This window comes from Binatus soli (SeqCode), from assembly GCF_050015535.1.
Taxonomy (GTDB): domain Bacteria; phylum Desulfobacterota; class Binatia; order Binatales; family Binataceae; genus Binatus; species Binatus soli.
The window spans coordinates 112,631-136,828 of sequence record NZ_JBEKBF010000011.1 but is presented as its reverse complement, the minus strand read 5'-3'; the positions used below and the strand labels follow the sequence as shown (position 1 = coordinate 136,828).

General features: G+C 60.7%; 24 protein-coding genes. 17 read left to right on the top strand and 7 right to left on the bottom strand.

What is annotated here, in order from left to right:
* Window positions 1–120: 120 nt before the first annotated feature.
* Both ABR989_RS10380 and ABR989_RS10375 read right to left on the bottom strand, forming a co-directional pair.
* Window positions 121–1,779 carry a hypothetical protein gene (locus tag ABR989_RS10380; RefSeq protein WP_428128171.1) on the bottom strand — a complete coding sequence of 553 codons (1,659 nt, stop codon included), beginning with the start codon at window positions 1,777–1,779 and terminating at the stop codon, window positions 121–123.
* A gap of 128 nt (window positions 1,780–1,907) precedes the next feature.
* Entirely contained in the window at window positions 1,908–2,645 is a 738-nt protein-coding gene (locus ABR989_RS10375; RefSeq protein ID WP_428128169.1) for a potassium channel family protein, read from the bottom strand.
* A gap of 421 nt (window positions 2,646–3,066) precedes the next feature.
* Here ABR989_RS10375 and ABR989_RS10370 point away from each other — a divergent pair, with 421 nt between their 5' ends.
* Window positions 3,067–3,825, top strand: a complete 759-nt coding sequence (locus tag ABR989_RS10370; RefSeq protein WP_428128167.1) for a response regulator — start codon at window positions 3,067–3,069, stop codon at window positions 3,823–3,825.
* A 163-nt stretch (window positions 3,826–3,988) separates the two neighbouring features.
* Window positions 3,989–4,672 carry an HAD family hydrolase gene (locus ABR989_RS10365; RefSeq protein ID WP_428128165.1) on the top strand — a complete coding sequence of 228 codons (684 nt, stop codon included), beginning with the start codon at window positions 3,989–3,991 and terminating at the stop codon, window positions 4,670–4,672.
* A gap of 22 nt (window positions 4,673–4,694) precedes the next feature.
* On the opposite strand, the gene ABR989_RS10360 is transcribed toward ABR989_RS10365, so the two are convergent.
* The 3 genes from ABR989_RS10360 to ABR989_RS10350 all read right to left on the bottom strand — a co-directional run bounded on the left by ABR989_RS10360 (window position 4,695) and on the right by ABR989_RS10350 (window position 6,924).
* On the bottom strand, window positions 4,695–5,393 hold the full coding sequence (locus tag ABR989_RS10360) for a pirin family protein (protein WP_428128164.1): 699 nt from the start codon (window positions 5,391–5,393) through the stop codon (window positions 4,695–4,697).
* A gap of 13 nt (window positions 5,394–5,406) precedes the next feature.
* A complete protein-coding gene (locus tag ABR989_RS10355) occupies window positions 5,407–6,666 on the bottom strand; it encodes a cytochrome P450 (protein WP_428128162.1) in 1,260 nt (419 codons plus the stop codon).
* A gap of 63 nt (window positions 6,667–6,729) precedes the next feature.
* The gene (locus ABR989_RS10350) at window positions 6,730–6,924 is read right to left on the bottom strand and encodes a ferredoxin (RefSeq protein WP_428128160.1); all 195 of its coding nucleotides are present in this window, start codon (window positions 6,922–6,924) and stop codon (window positions 6,730–6,732) included.
* Window positions 6,925–7,191: 267 nt separating this feature from the next.
* On the opposite strand from ABR989_RS10350, the gene ABR989_RS10345 reads away from it, so the two are divergent.
* The 12 genes from ABR989_RS10345 (at window position 7,192) to ABR989_RS10290 (ending at window position 18,014) form a co-directional block, all read left to right on the top strand.
* On the top strand, window positions 7,192–8,034 hold the full coding sequence (locus ABR989_RS10345) for an LLM class F420-dependent oxidoreductase (RefSeq protein WP_428128158.1): 843 nt from the start codon (window positions 7,192–7,194) through the stop codon (window positions 8,032–8,034).
* A gap of 114 nt (window positions 8,035–8,148) precedes the next feature.
* On the top strand, window positions 8,149–8,607 hold the full coding sequence (locus ABR989_RS10340; protein WP_428128156.1) for an RrF2 family transcriptional regulator: 459 nt from the start codon (window positions 8,149–8,151) through the stop codon (window positions 8,605–8,607).
* Window positions 8,608–8,727: 120 nt separating this feature from the next.
* Window positions 8,728–8,859: a YezD family protein gene (locus tag ABR989_RS10335; RefSeq protein ID WP_428128194.1), complete on the top strand. Its 132-nt coding sequence runs from the start codon at window positions 8,728–8,730 to the stop codon at window positions 8,857–8,859.
* 159 nt (window positions 8,860–9,018) lie between these two features.
* Window positions 9,019–10,533: an OprO/OprP family phosphate-selective porin gene (locus ABR989_RS10330; RefSeq protein WP_428128154.1), complete on the top strand. Its 1,515-nt coding sequence runs from the start codon at window positions 9,019–9,021 to the stop codon at window positions 10,531–10,533.
* Window positions 10,534–10,550: 17 nt separating this feature from the next.
* Window positions 10,551–11,582, top strand: coding sequence for a sulfate ABC transporter substrate-binding protein (locus ABR989_RS10325; protein WP_428128152.1), 1,032 nt, complete (start codon window positions 10,551–10,553; stop codon window positions 11,580–11,582).
* 25 nt (window positions 11,583–11,607) lie between these two features.
* On the top strand, window positions 11,608–12,441 hold the full coding sequence (cysT, locus tag ABR989_RS10320; protein WP_428128150.1) for a sulfate ABC transporter permease subunit CysT: 834 nt from the start codon (window positions 11,608–11,610) through the stop codon (window positions 12,439–12,441).
* An 8-nt stretch (window positions 12,442–12,449) separates the two neighbouring features.
* Window positions 12,450–13,334: a sulfate ABC transporter permease subunit CysW gene (gene cysW, locus ABR989_RS10315; protein WP_428128149.1), complete on the top strand. Its 885-nt coding sequence runs from the start codon at window positions 12,450–12,452 to the stop codon at window positions 13,332–13,334.
* Window positions 13,331–14,401, top strand: a complete 1,071-nt coding sequence (locus ABR989_RS10310; RefSeq protein WP_428128147.1) for a sulfate/molybdate ABC transporter ATP-binding protein — start codon at window positions 13,331–13,333, stop codon at window positions 14,399–14,401. The genes cysW and ABR989_RS10310 overlap by 4 nt, the downstream gene beginning before the upstream one ends.
* 84 nt (window positions 14,402–14,485) lie before the next feature.
* Window positions 14,486–15,124: a peptide-methionine (R)-S-oxide reductase MsrB gene (gene msrB / locus ABR989_RS10305; protein ID WP_428128145.1), complete on the top strand. Its 639-nt coding sequence runs from the start codon at window positions 14,486–14,488 to the stop codon at window positions 15,122–15,124.
* Between the two features lie 118 nt (window positions 15,125–15,242).
* A complete protein-coding gene (locus ABR989_RS10300) occupies window positions 15,243–15,800 on the top strand; it encodes a GNAT family N-acetyltransferase (RefSeq protein ID WP_428128143.1) in 558 nt (185 codons plus the stop codon).
* 41 nt (window positions 15,801–15,841) lie between these two features.
* Window positions 15,842–16,606: a crotonase/enoyl-CoA hydratase family protein gene (locus tag ABR989_RS10295; RefSeq protein ID WP_428128141.1), complete on the top strand. Its 765-nt coding sequence runs from the start codon at window positions 15,842–15,844 to the stop codon at window positions 16,604–16,606.
* A gap of 193 nt (window positions 16,607–16,799) precedes the next feature.
* Entirely contained in the window at window positions 16,800–18,014 is a 1,215-nt protein-coding gene (locus ABR989_RS10290; RefSeq protein ID WP_428128140.1) for a DEAD/DEAH box helicase, read from the top strand.
* An 84-nt stretch (window positions 18,015–18,098) separates the two neighbouring features.
* On the opposite strand, the gene ABR989_RS10285 is transcribed toward ABR989_RS10290, so the two are convergent.
* Complete coding sequence (locus ABR989_RS10285; protein WP_428128138.1) at window positions 18,099–18,815, bottom strand: VOC family protein; 717 nt, start codon at window positions 18,813–18,815, stop codon at window positions 18,099–18,101.
* 182 nt (window positions 18,816–18,997) lie between these two features.
* Complete coding sequence (locus ABR989_RS10280) at window positions 18,998–20,641, bottom strand: phospholipase C (RefSeq protein ID WP_428128137.1); 1,644 nt, start codon at window positions 20,639–20,641, stop codon at window positions 18,998–19,000.
* Window positions 20,642–20,975: 334 nt separating this feature from the next.
* On the opposite strand from ABR989_RS10280, the gene ABR989_RS10275 reads away from it, so the two are divergent.
* From ABR989_RS10275 to ABR989_RS10265, 3 genes are all read left to right on the top strand, one after another.
* Window positions 20,976–22,382 carry an aldehyde dehydrogenase family protein gene (locus ABR989_RS10275; protein WP_428128135.1) on the top strand — a complete coding sequence of 469 codons (1,407 nt, stop codon included), beginning with the start codon at window positions 20,976–20,978 and terminating at the stop codon, window positions 22,380–22,382.
* A 112-nt stretch (window positions 22,383–22,494) separates the two neighbouring features.
* Window positions 22,495–23,226: a class II aldolase/adducin family protein gene (locus tag ABR989_RS10270; RefSeq protein WP_428128133.1), complete on the top strand. Its 732-nt coding sequence runs from the start codon at window positions 22,495–22,497 to the stop codon at window positions 23,224–23,226.
* Window positions 23,226–24,173 (top strand): carbohydrate kinase family protein, encoded by a 948-nt coding sequence (locus ABR989_RS10265; protein WP_428128131.1) that lies wholly within the window; start codon window positions 23,226–23,228, stop codon window positions 24,171–24,173. The genes ABR989_RS10270 and ABR989_RS10265 overlap by 1 nt, the downstream gene beginning before the upstream one ends.
* The last annotated feature ends 25 nt before the right edge of the window (window positions 24,174–24,198 follow it).

Sequence of the window (24,198 nt, the reverse complement as noted above, 5' to 3'; positions counted from 1 at the left end):
TACGGTACGAAGCAGTTCGAGCGCCGCTAGTATAATTGCGACGGGCGCCCGACACTCTTAGGGTGTCGGGCGCTCGTGCGTCGGTGATTAGTACTTCGAACTCGTATCCCCGTTTCAGCTCTAGCGATGCCCAGGTCGGCCGCCGCCCCCGCCGCCCCCGCCGGCGCGCGGACGCGCGAAGGCCTGCATCTGCTGCGTGTGCTGCCGCTCAAAGGACTGCATTTGCTGCGAGTGCTGACGCTGTAGCTCCTGCTGTTGTGCAAAATTCCGGCGTTGAGCCTCCTGTTGATCGGCCGCCTGCTTGCGCACGAGCGCCTGTGTTTCCTGCTGATGGCGGCGCAAGAGTTCCGCTGCTTGCTGGGTGTGACTATCCTCGACTTGTCGCCACTGACCATTGTCCTCGGCTTCATTTGCTTGTTCAGGAGCGGCCTTCTCGCGCTTCTGGACATCCTGCAGATGCTGACGCTCGAGAGCCTGCGCTTGCGCGTCATGGATTCGCTGAAGGTCCTGCATTTGCTGGCCGCGGTTGCGGTCGGTCTCCTGCTGCTGCTGGACGCGATTGCGCTCGAGCTCCTGCATCTGGACATCATGCTGGCGCTGGAGGGCTTGCTGTTGCTCGCCATGTTGGCGCGTTACTGACTCGCGCATTGCGTCGGTCCACTCGGGATGATGCTGCAATGCCCAAGCGGGGTTTTTCACCGCCCACCAGTGGAGGTCGTGCCAGACGTGCTTTACGTCGAAGTCGCCCTTCCATTCGGGATGATGCTGGTTTGCCCAGGCGGCATCATGATCGTGCCACCAGGTGTCGGTGTGCCAGGCGTGTTTGTCGTCGAAGTCACCCCACCAGTTGGGATGATTCTCGCGCGTCCAGTCGGGTTTGGTTTCCCACCACCAACTTGCGGGACGCCAAACTTTGCTGTCGTCGAACGCGCCCCACCAATTGGGATGATTCTGGCGCACCCAGTCGGGCGTGTTTTGCCACCACCATCCGGCGGGACGCCAAACGTGCTGGCCGTCGAATTCGCCCCACCACTCGGGATGATTCTGGCGCACCCAGTCGGGGTGATACTGCCACCACCATCCCGCCGGGCGCCAATAATGGTGATCGTCGAACTCACCCCACCAATCCGGATGATGCCTCCGAACCCAATCGGGGTGATACTGGTACCACCACGGCGCCGCGTACCAGACGCCCTCGTAATAGTCGCCCCACCAATCCGGATAATACTCAAGCACCCAGTCGGGCTGGAATTGCCACCACCACGGCGCGGGATACCAGACGCCATTCCAATCATTGCCCCACCACTCGGGGTGATTCTCCAGTACCCAATCGCGGCGGAATTGCCACCACCATCCAGCCGGATACCAAACGCCGTGGTCAACATCGCCCCACCATTCAGGATGATGCTCGCGCGCCCATTGCGGCTGATATTGATACCACCAGGCGGCGGGGTACCACTGGCCCTGGTAAAAGTCGCCCCACCATTCAGGGTGATGCGCCCGTACCCACGCGGGCTGCGAATCCCACCACCATCCGGCCGGGCGCCAGAGGTGATCATTGTCGAAGTCGCCCCACCATTCAGGGTGATGTTGCTTGACCCAATCGGGCTGCGAATCCCACCACCATGCGGCATCGTGCCAAACGTGGCCGGCGTCGTAATCACCCCATGCAGGCGCGGCAGGAAAGGGGGTCGGCCATGGTATGTACTGTGCGAATGCGGGTGTCGCCAGCATCAGCAGAACCGTCGTTGCCACCAGCAGACTCTTGATTCTGGTCATCGATGCCACCCCCGCAATAATAGTCAGGTCAATCGCATCGCAAGCCAACGTACATCAGCAAATCACTACTTAGTATATGTTTACGGATCACGCCAACAGCCGGTTCGCAAATCGGACCCGACATCTGGCTAACGCTCCTCTTTCATCGATTGAGCGATCTCGAGACCGACCAGCCGCGCGACCAGAATAGCCATATACAATTGGCCGAACACCGCCTCCATCACCGAGAGGCTGCGGGCGCCCTCGGAGACAGGCAGGATATCTCCGAAACCCGTCGTCGTCAGGCACACGAAGCTGTAGTAGACGAAGGTGTGAAGCGAGGCGAGGAGCGGCGCCATGTTGCCCGTCGGCCTCTGGAAGAGTGCTGCGCTGAACGAACCGGGATGCCGCAGTTCGACGAATGCGAAGGCATAGGCCCACGCGACGCCGATCAGCAGGTAGGCGCAAATTGCGGCGCTTATAATGTCGAAGGTAACGCTCTTTACGGTGAACAGCCTGGATACCAGGGCAAAGACCGTCACGGTCAGGAACAGACACGAACAGACCGCGCCGACCATCTCGAGGGTTGGGTTTGACGTGAATTGCAACACGAATCGGCTTCCGATCGCAGGTACCATCAGTATTAGCGCAATCGTGAAGTAGGTCTTGGTCGCGCGAAATGCATAAAGAGCGGACAGCAGCACAAGAGATATCGCCGCGTCCGCAAAAATCTGCGCGAAGGCGTGGCCCGAGAAAATCGGCTGAGAGACGAGCAGCAGCAGAATCGTCGCGAGCAGAACGGTAAATCTGCCGGGCCAGTTGTGGCGCGCCAACCCCAGCCGTCGCCATAGCGCGGCAGGGCTCAGGAGGCTGCTTTTCTCGCTCATGATGCATCCGTTTCGCGCAATGGGACCGGCAGTGTCAAGCTGAGCATTCCGGCCGCCAGAGCACGGATCAATCCAGTGGACCAATCATCCAGGCTGTCCCATTTTGACATGAATCGGAGCGTCTCATCATGTCCCAAAGCGCGACATGGCTGTCGCCGCTTCGGTCAGCCGTTGAATCCGAGACCTTGTAGGGTCTGCTCCGCGACGTAATCTGGCGACGGCTCTGCGCTATCTGAGCCTTTGCTTGTCATCGCCGCAAGGCACGCACATTGCGTATCAGCGCAGGGTCAATCTCGCCTGGCGGAGCGCGCGTTGGGACCTGGCAGATCGACTGTTCGGCATTTTTTCGGCAGCAAGGAGGACCGAATCCCCCGTGGACCAGATCATTAAACAATCGTTAGCCGGCAAGAGATTCGCCTTGATGGGATTCGAAACGCCCGAAGCGAATTCGATCATCGCGGTGCTGGGGACCGTCCGTGGATTCGGCCACGTGGTCGGAGCGGCACCGAATATTCCCGGGCTCAACTCCTTTTCTCCTTTCGATGCTTGCTTCGTCAACGCTTCGGCCATCGGCACCGGCGATCAACCGTCCCCGATCGAAATGATCGCGCGCAGCCGCAAGCCGGCGGTCATCATCGGCACACTCGATGATCTGGCGACGCGATTCGCGGCGGTCGCCGACCTCAACCGCGACTTCATGACGCGCCCGTGCCAGCCCGAGGAATTGCTGCTCAGGGCCTACCGCGTCCTCAGATTCGTCGAGAGTGCGGCAGTTGCGATTCAACCCTCAACTCGAAACGGCGCCCGGCGGGTAGTACTCGCCGATGACGACGCGACCACCATCGTTATGATCTCAACGATCCTGAGGCACTTCAATTTCGAGTGTGATATCGCGCACGACGGTGCGCAGGCATTTGATATTGCCCGTAGGAAAGAACCCGACCTGGTGCTGCTGGACGTGGCGATGCCGCATATGAATGGGTTCGAAGCGCTGACCGCTCTGCGCAGCGATGTCGCGACCAGAAGTACTCCGGTAATCCTGGTCAGCGCGCATCACGACGAAGCTGAAGTGGTTAAGGGTTTCTCGCTCGGCGCCGATGACTACATCACCAAGCCCTTCAACTCGGGCGAACTGATGGCTCGGATCAGCCGTGTCTTGCGTGAATCGGAAGAGAGATGACCGGACCGCCTGATCCCCTGGGCTTGCGCGTAACGACCTATATTCATTCGCGACTCGAATAGGCAGCCCGTGGATTAGTCCGTCCGCCGGTTGGCGGACAACTAATCCGTTTGGCTTGAAGGCCAACAATCGCAATGATTGTCGGCGGAGGATGTTCAGTCCGATGAGCGCAGAACATGTCGTTTTTTTGTTTGACGTCGATAACACCCTGATCGACAACGATCACATCATTGCCGACATGATGCGCAATCTCGAGCGCGACATCGGCCACGAGCATCAACAGCGCTACTGGGATTATTTCGAGCAGTTGCGCACCGAGCTCGGCTACGCCGACTATCTCGGCGCGCTGCAACGCTACCGGGTCAATCATCCGCGCGACTTCGGAATCATCGCGGTGTCGTACTTCCTGATGAACTACCATTTCGCGAACCGGCTGTTCCCGTGCTCGCTCGACGTGATCGAAAAATTCAAACAATACGGCGAGGCGGCGATCCTGTCCGATGGCGACATGATCTTTCAGCCGCTCAAGATCGAGCGGTCGGGACTGCGCGAAGCTGTTGATGAAAAGGTGATGATTTACATCCACAAGGAACAGGAACTCGACGACGTGCGGTCGCGCTATCCCGCGGATCATTACGTGTTGATCGATGATAAGGTGCGAATCCTGGACGCTGTGAAGAAGGCGTGGGGCGCGCGCGTGACGACGGTGTTGCCCCGGCAGGGGCATTACGCAGCCGACACGAAGGAGATGGCCAGGTACGCGGCGCCCGACGTGACGGTGGATAGAATCGATCAGCTGCGTGAATACGATCTTGCGCGCCTGCGTGCGGCAACGAGGCCCGACTGAGCGCTCGAGCGGCGCGGCGCACTCAGGCAAGATCGAAGAACAGCACTTCGGCGGGGGAGTTGGCGACGATCGTCACTTTCTCTTCGTCGCTGATTGCGGCGCCGTCGCCTTGCGCGAGCGCGATACCATTAACTGTGACAGTGCCGCGCGCCACTTGCACCCATCCATGGCGGCCCTTCTTCAGATTGGTCCCGACAGTCTGTCCGCGCTCGAGCTTCGCGACCGATAGCACGGCGTCTTGATGAATCTTCACGGACTGATCGCGGCCATTGGGAGAGCCTACAGGCGCGAAGCCAGCGCGCGCCTTCGCATCGTCGATGGTTCGCTGCTCGTAGCCCGGAGCGATTGCGCGCGTGGAGGGTGTGATCCAGATTTGCAGAAAATGAACCGGGTCGGTTTTCGAATGATTGAATTCGCTGTGCGTGATTCCCGCCCCAGCACTCATTCTCTGCGCTTCGCCCGGACGAATGATCGAGCCGGTGCCAATGCTGTCCTTGTGTTCGAGCGCGCCCTCAAGAATGTAGGTGATAATCTCCATGTCGCGATGCCCATGGGTGGGAAAACCCGCGCCGGGGCGGACGCGATCCTCGTTGATTACGCGCAGCGTGCGAAATCCCATCTGGCCGGGATCGTAGTAGTCGCCGAACGAGAAAGTGTGGCGGCTGTCGAGCCAGTCGAGCTTCGTGCGTCCGCGGTCGGCGGACCTGCGCGGAGTTATCATCGAAGGCGTGCCCTCAGGCCGCGGCTGCCGCCGGCTTCATCTTCATGCGGATCGGCATGTGCTTGATTCCGCCCACGAAGCTCGAGCGCAGTCGCTCGACGGGGCCCGCGAGTTCGACGTGATCGAGGCGCTTGGCGAGTTGGCTGAAAATCACCTTCAGTTCGAGCCGCGCCAGGTTTGCGCCGACACAGGAATGCTCCCCGAGGCCGAATGCGATATGCGGATTCGGATCGCGGCTGATGTCGAACTTGAAAGGCTCCTCGAAAACCTCTTCATCGCGGTTCGCCGACGGATAAAACAGGCACACCGATTCGCCGGCTTTGATCTTCTGGCCGCGAATCACGGTATCTTCGGCCGCGGTCCGCGCGAACTGAATAACCGGTGTCGTCCAGCGAACGATCTCCTCGACGGCCGAGTCGATCAACGCAGGATTGCGCTTGAGCTTTTGCCACTGGTCGGGATGCTCGATGAAAGCTTGCAGACCACCGGTGGTCGCGTTGCGCGTGGTCTCGTTGCCGGCCACGACCAGCAGGAAATAGTAGGACAACATCTCGAACTGCGGTATCGGCTGGCCATTGACCCTGCCGTTGGCGACGACGCTGGTGATGTCGTTGGTCGGGTGTTTCATCCGTTCCGCCACCATCTCGGTAAAATACTGGAACAGGCCCAGCCGCGAACGATCCATCGTCTGCTGCGCGGTCGTTCCAGCCTGGAACTCAGGGTCGCCGCTGCCGATCGTCTCGTTGGTCCATCTGAAAAGTTGCTCCCAATCTTTATGCGGAACACCGAGCAACTCGGCGATGACGGCGAGTGGAATCTTCGACGATACGTCGGTGACAAAGTCGCACTTGTCACGCCCCGTCACGTCGTCGAGCACCTGGCGCGTAATGCGCTCGATTTCAGGCTGCAGCGGACGCACGCCGCGCGGCGTGAAACGGCGGCTGACAACCGCGCGATATTCGCCATGGTCCGGTGGATCCATGTCGAGCAGGTGCCGGAACGGCGGCGTCGGACCCCGCTCGATCCCCTGCTCGTTGACAAACACCAGCAAGCGGGGGCCGTTGAGGAACAGTCGCGGTTGCTTGGAGATCTGTATGATGTCGGCGTGTTTGGTGATCGCCCAAAATGGATCGGTCTTTGGATACTCGCACCAGAAAACCGGTTTGTGCTTGCGCAGATACGTCCACTCGCGATGCGGATAGCCGTTTTTCGCGTAATGGTCGGGTCCAATGATGTTCAACGATTCCAGTGACAGTGCATTCTCAGTTTCCATTGAAAAGTGTCTCCGCGATCCCGCGATTTCCGTCTCGATTCCGCATTCTGATCCGTCGGGCCTCTAGTCATCGCTGATCGTAATGGCCTGGCGGGGGCACAGCCGAGCCGCAAGCTCGACCTTCTCGCGCATGCGCTCGGGCGGACTGTCGATCAACAGATGGCTCTTGTCGTCGTCTCGCACCTCGAACACTTCCGGCGCCGCCTGCTGGCATTTTGTGTTTCCTTCGCACAGTTTCTGATCGAGAACGACCTTCATTTGATTGATTCTCCTTTTTCGTTGCCCACGGAAAGCCGCCCGAGCGAATCGATCATATAAGAGGGCAATTCTTGGGACTAGGAGCGTCGAGCAGCGGATAAGTACCTGACGACGCCGGGCCACGGCCGGCCGGTGAGGGTGCAGGCAATGCCTGCGCACCCTTCATTCCACGATTTTTTCTGTCATCCTTGTGATCGATGCTCGGATTCGCACGGAAGTTTTCGCTGAGACGACGACCCGTTGCCGCCTGATCCAGGAGGAATCGCCATGGCCGAATTCGGAATCTTTATGTTCCCGACTGACTACGCAATCCAGCCGATCGAACTGGCGCTCGCGGCTGAAGAACGCGGCTTCGAGTCGATGTTCTTTCCCGAGCACACTCACATACCCGCGTCGCGCAAGACGCCTTTCCCCGGCGGAACCGAATTGCCAAAAGAGTACTGGCATATGCACGATCCCTTCGTCGCGCTCGGCGCGGCGGCCGCCGTAACCAGGAAACTCAAACTCGGCACCGGAGTCTGCCTGGTGATCGAGCGCGACCCGATCACGCTCGCCAAGGAAGTGGCGTCGCTCGACATGATTTCGGGCGGCCGCGTGATCTTCGGCATCGGCGCGGGCTGGAACGTCGAGGAGATGGAGAATCATGGCGCGGTGTTCAAGCGGCGCTGGAAAATCGTCAAGGAAAAAATTCTCGCGATGCGCCAAATATGGACCAAGGAGGCGGCCGAGTTTCACGGCGAGTTCGTGAACTTCGATCCGATCTGGTCGTTCCCCAAACCTGTCCAGGCGGGTGGACCGCCGATTATCCTCGGTTCGCAATCGCCCAAGACGTTCGATCGCGTCGCGGAGTATTGCGACGGATGGATGCCGATCAATTTTCCGCGTTACGATCTCGCCGCCAACCTGAAAGCGCTTGCCGAAGCGGGGATGAAGGCCGGCCGCAAGAAGCTTTCCGTCTCGATGTTTGGCGTCGGTCCAAACGAGGAAGACATCAAAAAACTCCTCGACCTTGGCCTCGATCGGCTGATTTTCGCGCTGCGGCCTGCCCCACGCGATACCGTGCTCCAGATGCTCGACAAGTACGCTGAGCTGAAGGCCAGGGCGCGCTGAAGCGACGCCGGAATTTTCAGTCCGGCAGCGTCTAAATATTTGTAATCCGAGACTCTTGACTAAAATCGTCCCGATCTTTAATCTAGCGACCCTATCGATTAAACGGTCGATAAAATGCTTTCGAAAAAGTCGAAATACGCCCTCAAGGCGATGATGGTATTGGCCAAGGAATACGGTCAGGGACCCGTGCTCATATCTGATTTGGCCCAGCGCGAAGGTATCCCGCGCAAGTTTCTGGAACTAATCCTGCTCGAACTCAAGAACCAGGGGCTCCTCCAGAGCAAGAAGGGTAAGGGCGGCGGATATTTCCTTCGCCGCGATCCTCAGCTGATCAGCGTTGGGCACATTGTACGCGTATTGGACGGGCCAATCGCACCGTTGCCATGCGTCAGCAAGATGGCATACATGCGATGCCGTGAATGCCGCGATGAGCGCACTTGTGGAATTAGAATCGTGATGAAGGAAGTCCGCGACGCGACCGCGAAGATAATGGACTCGACTTCGCTGGCGGACATGCTCAAGCACGTCGAGGCGGTAGTTACCGGCAATGAATCGTTGAGTTTCGCGATTTGAAACCAGGGTTGCTCTTTTTTTGGAGATTAGTCTAGTCATCTAATGGGATAGATTATGAAAGTGGACTCAATTCTTACCGGCCGGCGCGAGGTTCAGCCCGAGCCCGATCCAGGCGACGAGATTCTGCGGCGCATCGCAAGCGCCATCAGCGGCGTGCGTTTTGGGTCGGTAGAGGTAGTAATCCAAGATTCGCGAGTCGTGCAAATCGAGCGCAAAGAGAAGTTTCGCTTCGACAAGCCCGGTCGTGGGTAACGCTAGCCGCCGATCGAAATGAATTGTCCACGACCATTGAAAATTCAGGGAGGAGCCCGGACCAGGGAAGGATCCGGCGCGCCATGAATAGGGCCGTCAATCACAATCGCGAGCTGACCGGTCATCCGGAAGTTCCCAAGACGATGAGGGGCTTTCGAGATGAGAAAATGCACTTTGCCGATCCTGCCAGTAGTGCTGGCGGCGGTAATTACCGGGGTGATGCTGCCGGCCGGGCCGGCGCATGCGCAATCGAAGCGATCAACAGATCCGAAGGATCGGGAGATCGAATTGCTCAAGACAGAAATTAAGCAACTCGAGCAGCGGGTCGGTACGCTGGAAGGGCTCGGCCAGAAGGTGAAAGTGATCGATCAAAAGGTCGACGTTCAGGCCCAGAAACTCGACGTTCAGAGCCAAAAAATCGAGGTTGAGGCGCAGACGGAGCAGAAGAGGGCGCTTGAGTGGCCGATCGTCAAGGCGAGCGACGAAGGCTTCTCGCTGTCTTCGCCCAACCACGACTACAATATCGGTTTCGGCGGAATCATCCAGGGCGACGGCCGCTTCTTCACCAGCGGCGCGGACAAGGACGTCGGCAGCACGTTTTATCTGGACCGAGTGCGGCCGATTCTCACCGGCTCGGTTGGGAAGTATTACAACTTCAACATCACGCCCGACTTCGGCCAGGGCAAGGTAGTACTGCAAGACGCCTACCTCAATATCACCTATTTCGAATTTGCCAGCCTGAGGACCGGGAAGTTCAAGGCGCCGCTGGATCTCGAGCGCCTACAGTCGGATCGCGACTTGGAATTCAGCCAGCGCTCGGAGATCCAGAACCTGGTCCCGAACCGCGACACTGGTTTCGACCTGCACGGCAAACTGCTGGACAGCCGGGTCTTCTATGACGCCGCGTTGACGAACGGGGTGCCAAACAACACCGCGTCCGACACGTATGACATCGACAGCAACGACGGCAAGGATTTCGTCGGCCGAATCTTCGCGACGCCGTTCGAACTCACCGAAAACCGATGGCTGAAGGCGCTGGGCTTCGGTATCGCCGGTTCTTATGGCGATGAACGCGGCATCACAGTCTCGTCCTACAAGACGTACGGCATGAGCACCTGGTTCAGCTACAACTCGGGCGTGACCGCATCGGGCTTGCGCACGCGGCTGGAGCCGCAGGCCTACTACTACGTGGGGCCGTTCGGATTAATGGCCGAATACGCGCAGGACGAGCACTCGCTGAACCGGTTGGCGACAAACGGGGCTCCCATCCCGTTCACAAAGCAGATCAACCGCACCGATACCTTCACCGACACCGGCTATTTCGCGCAGGCTTCGTACGTGTTGACGGGCGAAGATGCGTCTTACGGGTGGGTTAAGCCAACTCATCCGTTCGACCCGCGCAACGGATGGTGGGGCGGATGGGAGTTGGCGGCCAGAATCAGCAACGTCGCGGCGGATAGCCGACAGTTCCAGCTCGGTTTCGCCAATCCGAGCCTGGCCGCGAAGACTGCGACCGAGTTTGCGGCGGGCATCAACTGGTACCTGAGCTCGAACATCAAGTGGCAGTGGGACTATGCGAACACGTACTTCGACGGAGGCGCCGGAACCACGGCCTTGCCGAGGGACCGGACCAACGAAAGCGTCTTCGAGTCGCAACTGCAGATTTCGTTCTGAGGAAGCTGGAGCAGGGAATGTTCGGTCGCAGATTGAAATTGACACATACGCTCGGCGCCATCGCGGTGGCGGCGAGCGTTGTTCTGGGCGTGGGCGCCGCGCACGGAGCCCAAGTCACACTTCTCAACGTATCGTACGATCCGACCCGCGAACTTTATGAATCGATCAACGCCCAGTTCGCGAAGGATTGGAAAGCGAAGACGGGCGACGACGTCACTATCAACCAATCGCACGGCGGCTCGGGCAAGCAGGCCCGTGCGGTAATCGACGGCCTGGAGGCCGACGTGGTGACGCTCGGTCTCGCCGGCGACATCGATGCGATCGTCGAGAAGGCGAATCTGCTTCCGTCGAACTGGCAATCGCGCCTGCCCGACAACAGCTGTCCCTACACATCGACCATCGTGCTGCTGGTGCGCAAGGGAAATCCGAAAAAGATTCACGACTGGGATGACCTGGTGAAACCGGGCATCTCGGTAATCACGCCGAATCCGAAGGCCTCAGGCGGCGCGCGATGGAATTTCCTGGCCGCGTGGGGCTACGCGCTCAAACGCAACGGCGGTGACGAGGCGAAGGCGGCGGCGTTCGTGAAGGTGCTGTACAAAAACGTGCCGGTGCTCGATTCCGGTGCGCGCGGCTCGACGACTACTTTCGTCGAGCGCGAAATCGGCGACGTGCTGATTGCGTGGGAAAACGAGGCGCGGATGGCGATCAAGCTATTTGGCGCCGACAAGTTCGAGGTCGTGTATCCGTCGCTGAGCATCCTGGCCGAACCGCCGGTCGCGTGGGTGGACAAGGTGGACCGCGGTCACGGCACGGCCGCGGTCTCGAAGGCGTATCTGGAATTTCTGTACACGCCCGCAGGTCAGGAAATGATCGCGCAGAATTTTTTCCGTCCGCGCGACAAGGCTGTCGCGGCGAAGTATGCGAGCCAATTTCCAAGCATGAGCCTGCTCACGATCGATTCGGATTTTGGCGGATGGAAGAAGGCGCAGCCGAAGTTTTTCGGCGACGGCGGCGTATTCGACAAGATCTATCAACCGGGAGGTTAGGAAAGTCGGGGCGGAGCGTCGCGCGATGGCAACGAACACGAAACGGAACAACGTGCTGCCGGGATTCGGCCTGACGCTGGGCTTCACGCTCGCGTACCTCGGAATCGTCGTGCTGATTCCGATCTCGACGATCTTCTTCAAGACTTTCACTCTGACCTGGCCTCAGTTCTGGGCCGCAGTCGCAAGTCCGCGCACCATAGCGGCCTACCGGCTGAGCTTCGGCGCATCGATTGCAGGAGCGTTGGTCAACTCGGTGTTCGGGTTCATCGTGGCGTGGAGCCTGGTTCGTTACGAATTTCCGGGCAAAAGCCTGATTGATGTGATGGTCGATCTTCCGTTCGCGCTGCCGACTTCGGTGGCGGGAATTACTCTCACCGCGATTTATGCGGGCAACGGATGGATTGGGCGATACCTCGCGCCGCTTGGAATAAAAGTCGCGTACGCCCCGCTCGGAGTGGCAGTCGCGCTTACTTTCGTCGGACTGCCGTTCGTGGTTCGCACCATCCAGCCGGTGCTCGAGGATCTCGATCAGGAATACGAGGAGGCCGCGGCGACGCTCGGCGCGAGCCGCTTACAGACGTTCGTATTGGTGATCGCGCCCGCGCTGATTCCCGCGCTGCTGACCGGGTTCGCACTCGCGTTCGCGCGCGCTCTCGGTGAATACGGCTCGGTGGTATTCATTTCGGGCAACATGCCGATGCATACCGAAGTGGTGCCGTTGCTGATCATGAGCAAGCTCGAGCAATTCGATTACGCCGGCGCGACGGCGATCGCGGTGGTGATGCTGACGGTGTCGTTCGTGATTCTGCTGGGCGTTAACATGTTGCAAAGGTGGAGCAGTCGCCGGCTGGCGGCTTGAGGTTAGAGATGGCCGGCCAGCCGCAACGCGAACCGAAAAGACCCGGGACGGCGGATCCGCCGATGGTCAGAATCGCGCTGATCGCGATCGCGCTCGCGTTTCTCGCGCTATTTCTTTTCATCCCGGTAATCGCGGTTTTTGCCGAGGCGCTGCAGAAGGGCATCGGCGCTTACTTTGCCGCGATCGCCGATCCTGAAGCCCGCGCCGCGATTCGGCTGACGCTGATGACCGCCGCGATCGCAGTGCCGCTCAACGTTACATTCGGAATCGCCGCATCATGGGCGATCGCGCGCTTCGATTTTCCCGGCAAGCAAACGCTGCTGACGCTGATCGACATACCGTTCTCGGTCTCGCCGGTCATCTCGGGGATGCTGTTCGTGCTGCTGCTCGGGGTGCGCGCGCCGCTTGGCGGGTTCCTTGCCGCTCACGGCATCAAGGTCATCTTTGCGGAGCCGGGAATCGTGCTGGCGACAATCTTCGTCACGTTTCCGCTCGCCGCGCGCGAACTGATCCCGATCATGCAGGCAGTCGGCAGCGAGGAGGAAGAAGCCGCGATCGTGCTGGGCGCCGGTGGATGGCAAATGTTTTTTCGGGTGACGCTGCCCAACGTCAAGTGGGGGCTGCTGTACGGCCTGGTGTTGTGCAACGCGCGCGCGATGGGCGAGTTCGGCGCGGTCTCGGTGGTTTCGGGGCACATCCGCGGGCACACGAACACGATGCCGCTGTACGTCGAGATTCTGTACAATGATTACCAGTTCGCGGCCGCGTTTGCGGTCTCGTCGCTGCTCACCCTGCTCGCGATCGCGACGCTCATCGCCAAGCGTTTTCTGGAGCGCCGCGTGGTTCCCGCGAAGCAGGAACAGGACAATTTGGCGGTCAAGGTTGCGGCATGAGTATCGAGCTCAGAAACATAGCCAAGAAGTTCGGCGACTTCGTTGCGGTTGACAATATCAGCCTGCATATCGAAACCGGCGAGCTGGTCGCGCTGCTGGGGCTGTCGGGGTCGGGCAAGACCACGCTGCTCAGGATAATCGCGGGGCTGGAAACGCCGGACACCGGCGAGGTGCTGTTCCACGGCGAGGACGCCAGCGCCGTCAGCGTTCGCGAGCGCAAGGTTGGTTTCGTATTTCAGCACTACGCACTATTTCGCCACATGACGGTGTTCGAAAACGTCGCCTTCGGGCTGCGCGTGATCCCCCGGCGCGCACGCCCCGCCGAGGCCGCGATCGCGCGGCGCGTGCATGAGCTGCTGAAGCTCGTGCAGCTTGATTTTCTTGCCGATCGCTACCCCTCGCAGCTCTCCGGCGGGCAGCGCCAGCGGGTCGCACTCGCGCGCACGCTGGCCGTTGAGCCAAAAGTCCTGCTGCTCGACGAGCCGTTCGGCGCGCTCGACGCCAAGGTGCGGCAGGAACTGCGCCGCTGGCTGCGGCGGCTGCACGACGAGATCAAGATAACCAGCGTTTTCGTCACTCACGATCAGGAAGAGGCGCTGGAACTCGCCAACCGGATCGTCGTGATGAACCAGGGGCGCATCGAGCAGATCGGCTCGGCCGAGGAAGTCTATCATCATCCCGCCAACGCTTTCGTGTACAACTTTTTGGGCAACGTGAACCTGTTCCACGGCCGAATCGAGAACGGCCGCGTGTTTCTCGGCGATACGGCCGTCGAACTCGAGAATACCCATGCCCATGCGCATCCCGAGACCGGCAAGGCGATCCTCTACGTGCGGCCGCATCTGCTTGAAATCGTGATGAAGCCCAACGGCAAGCAGACGTTCCCCGCGACCGTGAAGTCGATCAATCCGGCCGGTCCGCAGGTCAAGATCGAGTTGGTCGCCGAATGGGGCGACATGGTGCAGGTCGAGATCGATCACGAACGCTACCAGGCGCTGCACCTGGAGCCGGGCGCGAATGTTTTTCTTAGACCCAAGGAACAGAAGCTGTTCGTGTATTCGATCTAGCGGGGCGTTACGATACGTGGGAAGCTGCGCGCCGGCTTCGTCGCCGTTGTCTAATATGCAATGATCAAGACAGCGGATCGAAAGTTGGCTGAAGCCAGGAACAATTCCGATGGTCAGAACGAGCGTCTAATCGGGCGGCGAGTATTCATCGCCGCGATTGCCGCGATACCGGCGATCATCGCATTCGGTTACGCTGAAACCGGCGTCACATCCGATGCGTCCGGTAATTCGCCGGATCCGGATGCGCCGGGCATCGTCAAAGTATCGATAGTAGAGTTCACCGATTCCGGCCAAAGAAAGGGACTCGTGATGGAAGATAAAGTCGTCAAGACGGACGAGGAATGGCGCAAGGAGCTGACCCCGGAGCAGTACGAGGTCGCGCGCAAAAAGGGCACCGAGCGCCCATTCTCAAACCTGTACGCCGAGAATCACGACAAGGGTCTGTATCGATGCATCTGTTGCGGCAATGCGCTGTTCGACTCCGACACCAAGTTCGAATCCGGCACGGGATGGCCGAGCTTCTATCAGCCGATCGCGCCGGAGAATGTCAGGACGGAGACCGATCGTTCATTTTTCACGAAGCGGACCGAGGTGTTGTGCGCGAAATGCGACGCACATCTCGGGCACGTGTTCGACGATGGTCCGCGGCCGACCGGGTTGCGCTACTGCATGAATTCCGCGTCGCTCAAGTTCATCAAGCTCGACGAACCGAATAAGACGTGAGTCGCGATGGCCCGCGCGTCGGCGTTGTGCGAGCTTGAAACGTCCCGAATTGCATTCCTGCACGACAAGTTCGTGACAATCCTTCACCGGCAGGTTCGTATACTCGACAGTCAATTCAATGGGAGATCGCGACATACTCAGCGACGCGCGGAAATATTCCGCCGATGCCAGGATGCTCGGCGGCGCCGAGATCGGGATCCGCGCGATTCGCCCCGACGATCAGGAACGCCTGCACGAGCATTTCAGGGGCCTCAGCGAACAGTCCGTCTATTTTCGCTTCATGGGGATAAAGCGCGATCTGTCGCCGCAGGATCTCAAGCGTCTAACCGAGCTCGACTTCAAGAATCACGTCGGTCTGGCCGCGACAGTAACTGAGAACGGGCGCGAACGCTTCATCGGCGTCGGTCGTTATATTCGCGGCTCCGATCCGCATCGCGCAGAGGTCGCGTTCGCAATTCTCGACGAGTTCCAGGGCTGCGGCATCGGCACTCTGCTGCTCGAACATCTGAGTCTTATCGCCGATGCAAACGGGATCGCGGAATTCGAAGCCGACGTGCTCGGCGACAACCGCCAAATGCTGGAGGTATTCGCTCACAGCGGTTTCGAGAGCCGTCGCTCTTTGGATTCGGGCGTCGTACATCTTTACTCCTCGACAAGCAAAATGTTGAAAAAGTAGGTTTTTTGGGGCAACCGCACTTAAGCTGGGGAGGTCATTCGATGAGTCTGGTCGAGTTCGCAATCGAGGACGACGTCGCAATCGTCACTATCAACCGTCCCGAGGCGCGCAACGCCGTCGATCGGCCCACCGCCGCGGCGCTCGCCCAAGCATTCCGCCGTTTCGACGCCGATGACGCGCTCTCGGTCGCGATCCTGACAGGCGCGGGCGGCACGTTTTGCGCCGGCGCAGATCTGAAAGCGGTCGCCACGGATCGCGGCAATCGCGTGACCGAGAACGGCGACGGACCGATGGGATGCACGCGGATGCTGCTCAGCAAGCCGGTGATCGCGGCGGTCGAGGGATTCGCAGTCGCGGGCGGAATCGAACTGGCGCTGTGGTGCGACCTGCGCGTGGCCGCTCGCGACGCGACCTTCGGCGTGTATTGCAGGCGCTTCGGTGTGCCGCTGGTCGATGGCGGCACGATCCGGCTGCCGCGCTTGATTGGGATGAGCCGTGCGATGGACATGATCCTTACGGGCCGTGGTGTCTCCGGCGAGGAGGCGTTCACGATGGGACTTGCGAATCGCGTCGTCGAGCCGGGTACTGCGCTGGCGCAGGCGCGCGAACTCGCCAAACAGATCGCGGGCTTCCCGCAGCGATGCATGCGCTCGGACCGGATGTCTGCGCACGAGGGCTGGACGCTGGCGCTCGACGATGCGCTCAAAAACGAGTACCGCTACGGGATCGCGACGATCCAATCAGGCGAGACGCGCGCCGGCGCCGAGCGCTTCGCGTCGGGAGTCGGCAGGCACGGCAAATTCTGAGCGCAAACTCGATTCAACAGTTTGTCGGCGGGGGCATTGTGCCGGTGCGCTGCTTCCTGTACCCTACTCCCAAGTCAATCGTGACTTTATGCGCGCGTCGGATTCCGTGACGCCACCCTCTCAACCCATCAGACCCACACGTTCGGCACTTTTTACGAACTGGAATCCGGGGCTCTGAACCATAGGATACCTTTTGTCGTTTTCTGAATTTCCTGTATCACCCGAGATCCATCGTTCAATCAAAGACCGCGGTCATCACACACCGACCCCGGTCCAGGCCGGAGCTATCCCGGTTGCGCTCAGCGGGCGCGACGTGGTTGCCACGGCTGAAACCGGCAGCGGCAAGACCGCGGCCTTTCTGATCCCGACAATCGATCGCCTGCATCGCAAGAACACCCGGCATCTCGCCGCGCTGGTGATCATGCCGACGCGCGAGCTTGCTGCGCAGGTCGCGCGCGAGTTCGATCTGATCGCACGCCACACCCGCATCCGCTGCGCGACCGTCGTCGGCGGCGAATCCGAACGGCGCCAAATCGACGAGATTCGCAAGGGCGCGCAAGTGCTGGTCGCGTGTCCCGGACGGCTCATCGACTTTATCGAGCGCGGCATCGTCAAGCTCGACAAAATTGAAGTCGTAATCATCGACGAAGCCGACCGGCTGCTCGACATGGGCTTCCTGCCGCAACTGCGCCGGATCATGCGAATGGTGCCGAAGAATCGCCAGACCATGATGTTCTCGGCGACGATGGCGTCCGGTCCCGAAATGATCGCGCGTGAATTTCTGACCACGCCCGAGCGCGTCACGGTCGGCGGCAAATCTGCGCCGCCCTCGCAGATTCGCCAGTCGATTTATCCGGTCACGCTCGAGAACAAGGGGCCCGTGCTGCTCGAGATTCTCAAGCGTCCCGAAGTGGAGAGCGCGATCGTCTTCACGCGCACCAAGAGCCGCGCCGACCGGGTCGCCAAGATGCTGCAACGCGCCAACGTCAGGGCAGTGCAGATCCACGGCGACCGCTCACAGAGCCAGCGCAATGCGGCGTTGGCGGGCTTCCGCGCGCGAAAGTTTCGCGTGATGGTCGCGACCGACGTGGCCGCCCGCGGACTCGACATCCCCGACGTTTCGCACGTGATTAACTTCGATCTTCCCGACGAGACCGACGGCTACATCCATCGCATCGGCCGCACAGCGAGGATGGGCAAGGCGGGCGAAGCGATCAGCCTCGTCACGCAGGAGGAACGCGTCAACCTGGCGCGGCTGGAACGCTCGCTCGGCAACGCGCTCGATCGCGAGCACGTCGAAGGTTTCGAGAAAATCGAAATTCACGCGCCCAAGCCCGTGACCGTCTTCCGCTCGTCGGGCGCGCGCAATCGATCGACGCGCAATCGCCCGCGCTCGCGCTGGGCGTAACCGCCCCAATTTCCCGGAAATGAGTCCGGCCGCCACCGGGCCGATCGCAACCGCGGTCGGCCCGGTGGAAATCAGTGCCGCCCGTTAGCCCGGGATCGGACCGGTCAGCGACGCCCGCTGCGAAATCTCAATGAAGTTGCCGTCGGGGTCGCGAATGAACGAAATCCGCGCCACCGCGCCCAGCGTCACCGGCGCCGCGCCTTCCCAAACACCCATCGACATGAACCGTCGATGCTCCCCGTCGCAATCACGCACCTGCACCGTGATATAACGCATCCCCACTGCGCGCATCGACGCGATCGCGTCCATCGCGCCGGCCGTCGGTGATTTCCGGGCGCGCACGGCCGCGGGATCGTGGCGAAAGCTGATTATCGTCTCGCCCACCTTGAAGCGGCCCGCGCCGATTCTCTCCGCCTGCATCGCGCCGGCGTAGAAATTCTCGAAGGCGGCCTCGTCGGTGACGCCGATATGGATTTCGATCTGATTGACGCCGCGCTGACCGCTCGGCGCCAGCTCGACCTCGTTGCCGTCGGGGTCCTGCAACGGAAGCGGCATCGGCGTGCGCAAATCGGAAATCGAAAGCTTTCGGTAGCCGCCCGCGGCTCGGGCCGGTAGCTGATCGCGAACGTGATTTATCTTGAGCACCGATCCGAGCAATCCGAAACGATATTGCCGCACTCCTGCGCCGACCGGCAGCATCTCCTCGTAGGGCAGCCGGATTCGTTCGCCATAGAATGCGCGCATCTCGTCCAGCCGGTTGGTGAACAGTCCCACGTCGACGAATCGCTTTGCCAATTCCATTTCGATCTCCCGCAAATGCGCGCGCCGGGACTATCCTCGCCCATCGCACGATCTTCATTCAATCCCGGATCCGGGCTCTGTCGGCTTCGCCGATTCCCTGATGACCCAGGCGTGCAGGTGACACAAAATTAACGGGCGCGCGCCGCATTGGACGCGCGCCCGTCGCTGATGGGTCCGAAGATCTAGGAATGATCCGGCTCTCCGGTGGACGGATTCAGCAATAGCGGGCGGTTCAGTTTCGGATGCTTGAAGTCCAGCATCGAGTCGATCGAGTTGGAGATCGCGTCGAAGGAGCCCTGACCGATCCGTGTTCCGCCGAGCCAGTTATCCTCGATGAAGCGGATGGCGGAGACCTGGTTGGTCAGAGTGTGATCGACGAAGTTGGGTCGCGAGTACGGCGAGATCACCAAGAACGGCAGGCGCGGGCCGAAGCCGCAGCGGCCTTGCGCATGGGCGAGCGCGGGATTGACGCCCGGCAGGGCGGCGTCTCCGGTGCCGCACTGTCCTGTGCCGGTCAACGCGTCCGCGCTGCTCGCCGACTGGTTGAGGATCGGCGACATCTGGTGATCGTACCACCCGTCCGAATCGTCCCACGAGATTACTACCGCGGTGGAACTCCATTCGCGCGACTGCTGGAGCGCGTTGAGCACGGTCACGAGAAAGACCTGCTCGTCGAGCGGGTCGGAGTAGCCCGGATGACCTTCCTCGAAGCCGGGCGGCTTGACAAAGCTGACCGCAGGCAGGTTGTTCGCCGTAAGCGCGGCGAAGAAGTCTTCGGTGTCGTACTGATGATTGGCCGCGTCGGTGTGTCCGATGTTCGCGACTGAGCTGGGACGCGCATGAGTCAGGTTCTGCGTGCTCGCGTAGTACTGGAACGCTGCATGATGCGGGACGTAGTCGACTTTCGTTTCGCCCGTCACCGCCGAGGTGGTGGTGCGCGCGCAGCCGGTGGTCCCGTTGGAATTGGTCAGAGACAGATTGAATCCACCGTGGAACCATCCCCACGTGATGTTCTTGGCGTTGAGCAGATCACCGATGTTCTGCCCGGTCATATAGACCGGGTTACTCGACGTGGAGCACACGTCGCTCGTCGGGTCGGAGTCGCCGATCAGGCTCCACGAGCCGTCGGTGTTCCCGACCAGCAGGCCGGCGGTGGCGCTGGCGCTCGTCGATTTGGGCACGGCGCCGTTGGTCTGTCCGGAAATGAGGTTGATCGCACCGGGCGTCGATGGCCCGAAGATTGTGTCGTAGGAGTTGTCACTCATGGCAAAGTGTTGCGCGTAATTCCACAGCGCGGTGACGGTGTTGCCGTCGTAGTAGCCCATCGTGAGGCCATCGGTCGGAACGGCCGGCAAAAGCGGCGAACTGTCCACGCCGACCCAATACGGGAACAGATCCATCAGGCCCTGGTCGGCCGCGGCCTGCTCGGGGGTGTAGTCGTGGTTCTGGTCCGCGGTCGCGGCCTGGCTCCGATCGAGGCGAAACGGATTAAGGGCGGCGCCCGGTCCACCGCCGCTGGCGGAGGTGGAGTTGTTGACGGAGTTCAGAAAGTTCGGGTTGTTTGTCAGCAGCGCGCTGCTGAGTCCATTGACGGTCGGCGTGCCCGCCCGCGCGGTGAACGCTGGCTCACCCGTTGGGTTGGCTGCGACCGGATAAGTCGCGAAGTAGTGATCGAACGAAATGTTTTCGGGGAAGATCACTACCAGGTGCTTGATGGGCGTGGCGGTGGGGGGCGCTGCCGTAGCGCCGAGGGCAGCCCCCGAGCCCTGTTGGATGAGCAGGGCCACGAGGCCCATTGCAACGGACCGTGCGATTTTTTTTCGCATTCTCTTGTTCCTCCTTGTTCGATTGATGCGGCCGATACAAATTTCGGCAGCATCGGGACGATAGAGAACGCTGATTACCCGGTGATTAGAGTGAGATTAATTCGCGCCAGTTTCTCGTGAAGCCGCGATTAAGCTTCTGAGATCGGGAGATCGCGCGGTCATTAACAGCTGGCTATCGGACATTTTATCCGACGCCATTTCGCACCCTGGTCGTAGCGAACGCTGTCGCCGCGTCCGCCGTTTGCGCGCAATGCGACCGGCGTTGTAATGAATCAATTATATTTGCCCGCACGGATTGCGCATATAAGGATTGCGCATATTGAGGAGATTCATAATGCCCGGATACACCATGACTATTGACGGCAAGGCGGTGAAGGGATCGAAATCCACTGGCGTGATCAATCCTGCCACCGGAAAGGTCTTCGCCGAGGTTCCCGATTGCACCAAGGCCGAACTCGATCAGGCGATGTCCGCCGCTCAGCGTGCGTTTCCCGCCTGGAGCCGCGACATCAACGCGCGGCGCAAAGTCCTCCAGGAATGCGCGGCTGCGTTGCAACAACCGCCCGAAGGGCTGGCGCGGACTCTAACCCAGGAGCAGGGCAAGCCGCTGGACAAGGCGGGGCAGGAAATCATGGGCGCCTCGATGTGGTGCGCATACACGGCGATGCTCGATTTGCCCAGCGAGGTACTTCAGGACACGCCGCAGGGCAAAATCGAAATAAAGCGCAAACCGCTCGGCGTCGTCGCCGCGATCACGCCGTGGAATTACCCGCTGATGCTCGGGATGTGGAAGATCGCGCCGGCGCTGCTCGCCGGCAACACCATCGTGCTGAAGCCCTCGCCGTTCACGCCGATAACCACGCTGATGCTTGGCGAGATTCTGCGCGACATCGTTCCGCCCGGAGTCCTCAACGTGGTCTCCGGCGGCGACGAGCTCGGTGCGTGGATGACCAGTCATCCGGCGCCGAGAAAGATTTCATTCACCGGCTCGGTTGAAACGGGCAAGAAGGTTGCTGCGGCAGCCGCGCCGGATCTGAAGCGGGTTACGCTCGAGCTCGGCGGCAACGACGCCGCGATCATTTTGCCGGACGTGGATCCGGCGGCGGTCGCGGCGAAGATTTTCTGGGGTGCGTTCGAGAACTCCGGGCAGATCTGCAGCGCGATCAAGCGGGTGTACGTTCCAGAAAAGTCGTACGCCGCGTTGCTCGAGAAGCTTGGCGAGCTCGCGCGCGGCGTCAAGGTGGGAGACGGGCTCGAGGCCGGGACCCAGCTCGGTCCAATCAACAACAAGCCCCAATTCGAGCGAGTGACTGAACTGGTCGAGGACGCGAAGAAGCACGGCGCCAAGATCGTCTCCGGCGGCGCGCGCGTGGGCAAGGAAGGTTACTTCTTCGCCCCCACTATAGTCGGAAATATTTCCGACGGCGTGCGGCTCGTCGATGAAGAACAGTTCGGCCCCGCGCTTCCAGTCATTGCCTACAAGGACGTCGATGATGCGGTCCGCCGTGCGAACGCGACCCACTTCGGGCTGAGCGGTTCCGTATGGTCTAACGATTCGGCGCGCGGCGCTGAGGTGGCATCGCAACTGGAGTGCGGTTCGGCCTGGGTCAATCAGCATGTTGCGATCGCGCCGAATCTTCCGTTCGGCGGAGCCAAGTGGTCCGGGATTGGCGTGGAGAACGGCCCCTGGGGTCTGCTCGGCTTCACGAAAATCCAGGTGGTTAACTCCGTCAAGCTGTGAGGCGCGCGCATCGAAGACATCCTATAGTGTATTGACTATAGTGTATTGAGAGCTATCACCTGCGCGGTATCGTGAAATTCAAGCGATGCCCGCAGCGCGGTGCTTTTCTAAAATGGGACGCTACGACGAATACAAGCGGCGAGTCCTGCGCATCAGCCAGCGGCTGTCCGCCGATGGTTACTTCGGATCGAAGTCCGGCAGCGCGGGCAACGTCTCGATGCTGGTCGAAGACGAGGACGTCGTCGTCGTCACGCCGACGCGGCTTCGGTACGACGGGATGACGATCGAGGACGTCTGCGTGGTGGACTTGGACCTCGCACGAATCGAGGGAGAGCGCAAACCGTCGATCGAAACTCCCATGCACGTAGCGACGTACAAAGTGCGCGCCGACGTCAGCGCCATCATTCATACGCATCAGACGTTCGCGAGCGCACTCAGCGTGCTGAACCAGCCTATTCCGCCGCTGTTCGACGAAGTCACGCTGGCGATCGGCAATACCGTCGAGGTCGTGCCGTACGCGCTGTCAGGCACGCGCGAACTGCACGACAACGTCGCGCGCACGCTCGCCAATCGATGCCATTGCTACATAATTCAGAACCACGGCGCGCTTTGCATCGGCGCCGATTTCGACGAGACTTTCACTTTTGTAGAGTTGCTCGAGAAGTCCGCCACGATCTATATGCAAGCGCTGGCGACCGGCAAGCCGGTGACCGTACTTCCCGACAAGATCGTCGCGCAGCTTCACTCCGCGGTGATCGCGCGGCAGGATCGGGAAATCGCGCGCAAGCAAGAACGCCGCAACGCGCGGATCAATGCCGCCCCCCAAGCGGAGCCGAGTCACTGATGAGCGGCCCGGTGGTGACGCTCGGCGCCCACGTCCTCGACATCCTCGGCCGCTACGTGACTCATATCCCCGAGGGGCAAGGCAGCGTGTTGCTCGACGAGATTCGGCTCGCGCCGGCTGGGTCTGCGGCGGGCACAGCAGTTGGCCTGGCGAAATTGGGACTCGCGGTTGCGACGGTGGGCGCCGTCGGCGACGACGCCTTGGGAGACGTACTTATCCGCGCGTTGAACGGCTTCGGCGTCGACACCAGCCACGTTATTCGCAAGCCCGGCATCCAGACCTCGGCCAGCATCCTGCCGATTAGGCCAAACGGCGAGCGACCTGCGCTTCATGCGATCGGAGCCAACGCCCTCTTTGCGATCGACGACGTACCCTGGCCGTTGATCGAGCGCGCGGCGCATCTGCATCTCGGCGGCAGCGATTCGATGCGCGGACTCGAGCGCGATGGAGCCGCGCAGATAGTCCGGCGCGCACGCGACAGCGGCGCGACCACCAGCATGGACATCCTGAGCGAAGGCTCGCCCAAGCTCCTCGCCATCCTGAAGCCGTGTCTGCCATTCGTTGATTGGTTCATGCCCAACGCCGATCAAGCTTGCAAGCTCACGGGATCACACGCACCCGAAGAGGCAGCCCGGCGCCTGCTAGACCTCGGCGTGCGCGGAGTTGTGCTCACGATGGGCGGCGATGGCAGCCTTCTAACGACTGCGCGCGAGAAGGTGCATCTGGCGGCACACGATATTGCGGTAGTTGATACGTCAGGATGCGGCGACGCGTATTGCGCCGGCTTCATTCGCGCGATCCGGCTGGGTTGGCCGCCGTCGGAATGCATGAAGCTAGGCAATGCCGCGGCAGCGTTGGTGGCGCAAGGCCTGGGCTCAGACGCCGGCATCCGCGATTTGTCCGAAACTGTCCGCTTCATGCGCGAGACTCCCTTGCGTTCCAGCTAACGGTCTTGCAGAAATTGAGAAGCAG

Excerpts from the sequence above, each read along its gene's own strand:
- ABR989_RS10340 (WP_428128156.1), top strand. The coding sequence starts at position 8,149 with ATGCTTTCGAAAAAGTCGAAATACGCCCTCAAGGCGATGATGGTATTG.
- ABR989_RS10275 (WP_428128135.1), top strand. The coding sequence starts at position 20,976 with ATGCCCGGATACACCATGACTATTGACGGCAAGGCGGTGAAGGGATCG.
- ABR989_RS10380 (WP_428128171.1), bottom strand. The coding sequence starts at position 1,779 with ATGACCAGAATCAAGAGTCTGCTGGTGGCAACGACGGTTCTGCTGATG.
- ABR989_RS10365 (WP_428128165.1), top strand. The coding sequence starts at position 3,989 with ATGAGCGCAGAACATGTCGTTTTTTTGTTTGACGTCGATAACACCCTG.
- ABR989_RS10325 (WP_428128152.1), top strand. The coding sequence starts at position 10,551 with ATGTTCGGTCGCAGATTGAAATTGACACATACGCTCGGCGCCATCGCG.
- ABR989_RS10300 (WP_428128143.1), top strand. The coding sequence starts at position 15,243 with ATGGGAGATCGCGACATACTCAGCGACGCGCGGAAATATTCCGCCGAT.
- ABR989_RS10355 (WP_428128162.1), bottom strand. The coding sequence starts at position 6,666 with ATGGAAACTGAGAATGCACTGTCACTGGAATCGTTGAACATCATTGGA.
- ABR989_RS10310 (WP_428128147.1), top strand. The coding sequence starts at position 13,331 with ATGAGTATCGAGCTCAGAAACATAGCCAAGAAGTTCGGCGACTTCGTT.
- ABR989_RS10295 (WP_428128141.1), top strand. The coding sequence starts at position 15,842 with ATGAGTCTGGTCGAGTTCGCAATCGAGGACGACGTCGCAATCGTCACT.
- ABR989_RS10265 (WP_428128131.1), top strand. The coding sequence starts at position 23,226 with ATGAGCGGCCCGGTGGTGACGCTCGGCGCCCACGTCCTCGACATCCTC.
- ABR989_RS10345 (WP_428128158.1), top strand. The coding sequence starts at position 7,192 with ATGGCCGAATTCGGAATCTTTATGTTCCCGACTGACTACGCAATCCAG.
- cysW (WP_428128149.1), top strand. The coding sequence starts at position 12,450 with ATGGCCGGCCAGCCGCAACGCGAACCGAAAAGACCCGGGACGGCGGAT.
- ABR989_RS10350 (WP_428128160.1), bottom strand. The coding sequence starts at position 6,924 with ATGAAGGTCGTTCTCGATCAGAAACTGTGCGAAGGAAACACAAAATGC.
- ABR989_RS10375 (WP_428128169.1), bottom strand. The coding sequence starts at position 2,645 with ATGAGCGAGAAAAGCAGCCTCCTGAGCCCTGCCGCGCTATGGCGACGG.
- ABR989_RS10370 (WP_428128167.1), top strand. The coding sequence starts at position 3,067 with ATGGGATTCGAAACGCCCGAAGCGAATTCGATCATCGCGGTGCTGGGG.
- ABR989_RS10330 (WP_428128154.1), top strand. The coding sequence starts at position 9,019 with ATGAGAAAATGCACTTTGCCGATCCTGCCAGTAGTGCTGGCGGCGGTA.
- ABR989_RS10360 (WP_428128164.1), bottom strand. The coding sequence starts at position 5,393 with ATGATAACTCCGCGCAGGTCCGCCGACCGCGGACGCACGAAGCTCGAC.
- ABR989_RS10285 (WP_428128138.1), bottom strand. The coding sequence starts at position 18,815 with ATGGAATTGGCAAAGCGATTCGTCGACGTGGGACTGTTCACCAACCGG.
- ABR989_RS10280 (WP_428128137.1), bottom strand. The coding sequence starts at position 20,641 with ATGCGAAAAAAAATCGCACGGTCCGTTGCAATGGGCCTCGTGGCCCTG.
- cysT (WP_428128150.1), top strand. The coding sequence starts at position 11,608 with ATGGCAACGAACACGAAACGGAACAACGTGCTGCCGGGATTCGGCCTG.
- ABR989_RS10270 (WP_428128133.1), top strand. The coding sequence starts at position 22,495 with ATGGGACGCTACGACGAATACAAGCGGCGAGTCCTGCGCATCAGCCAG.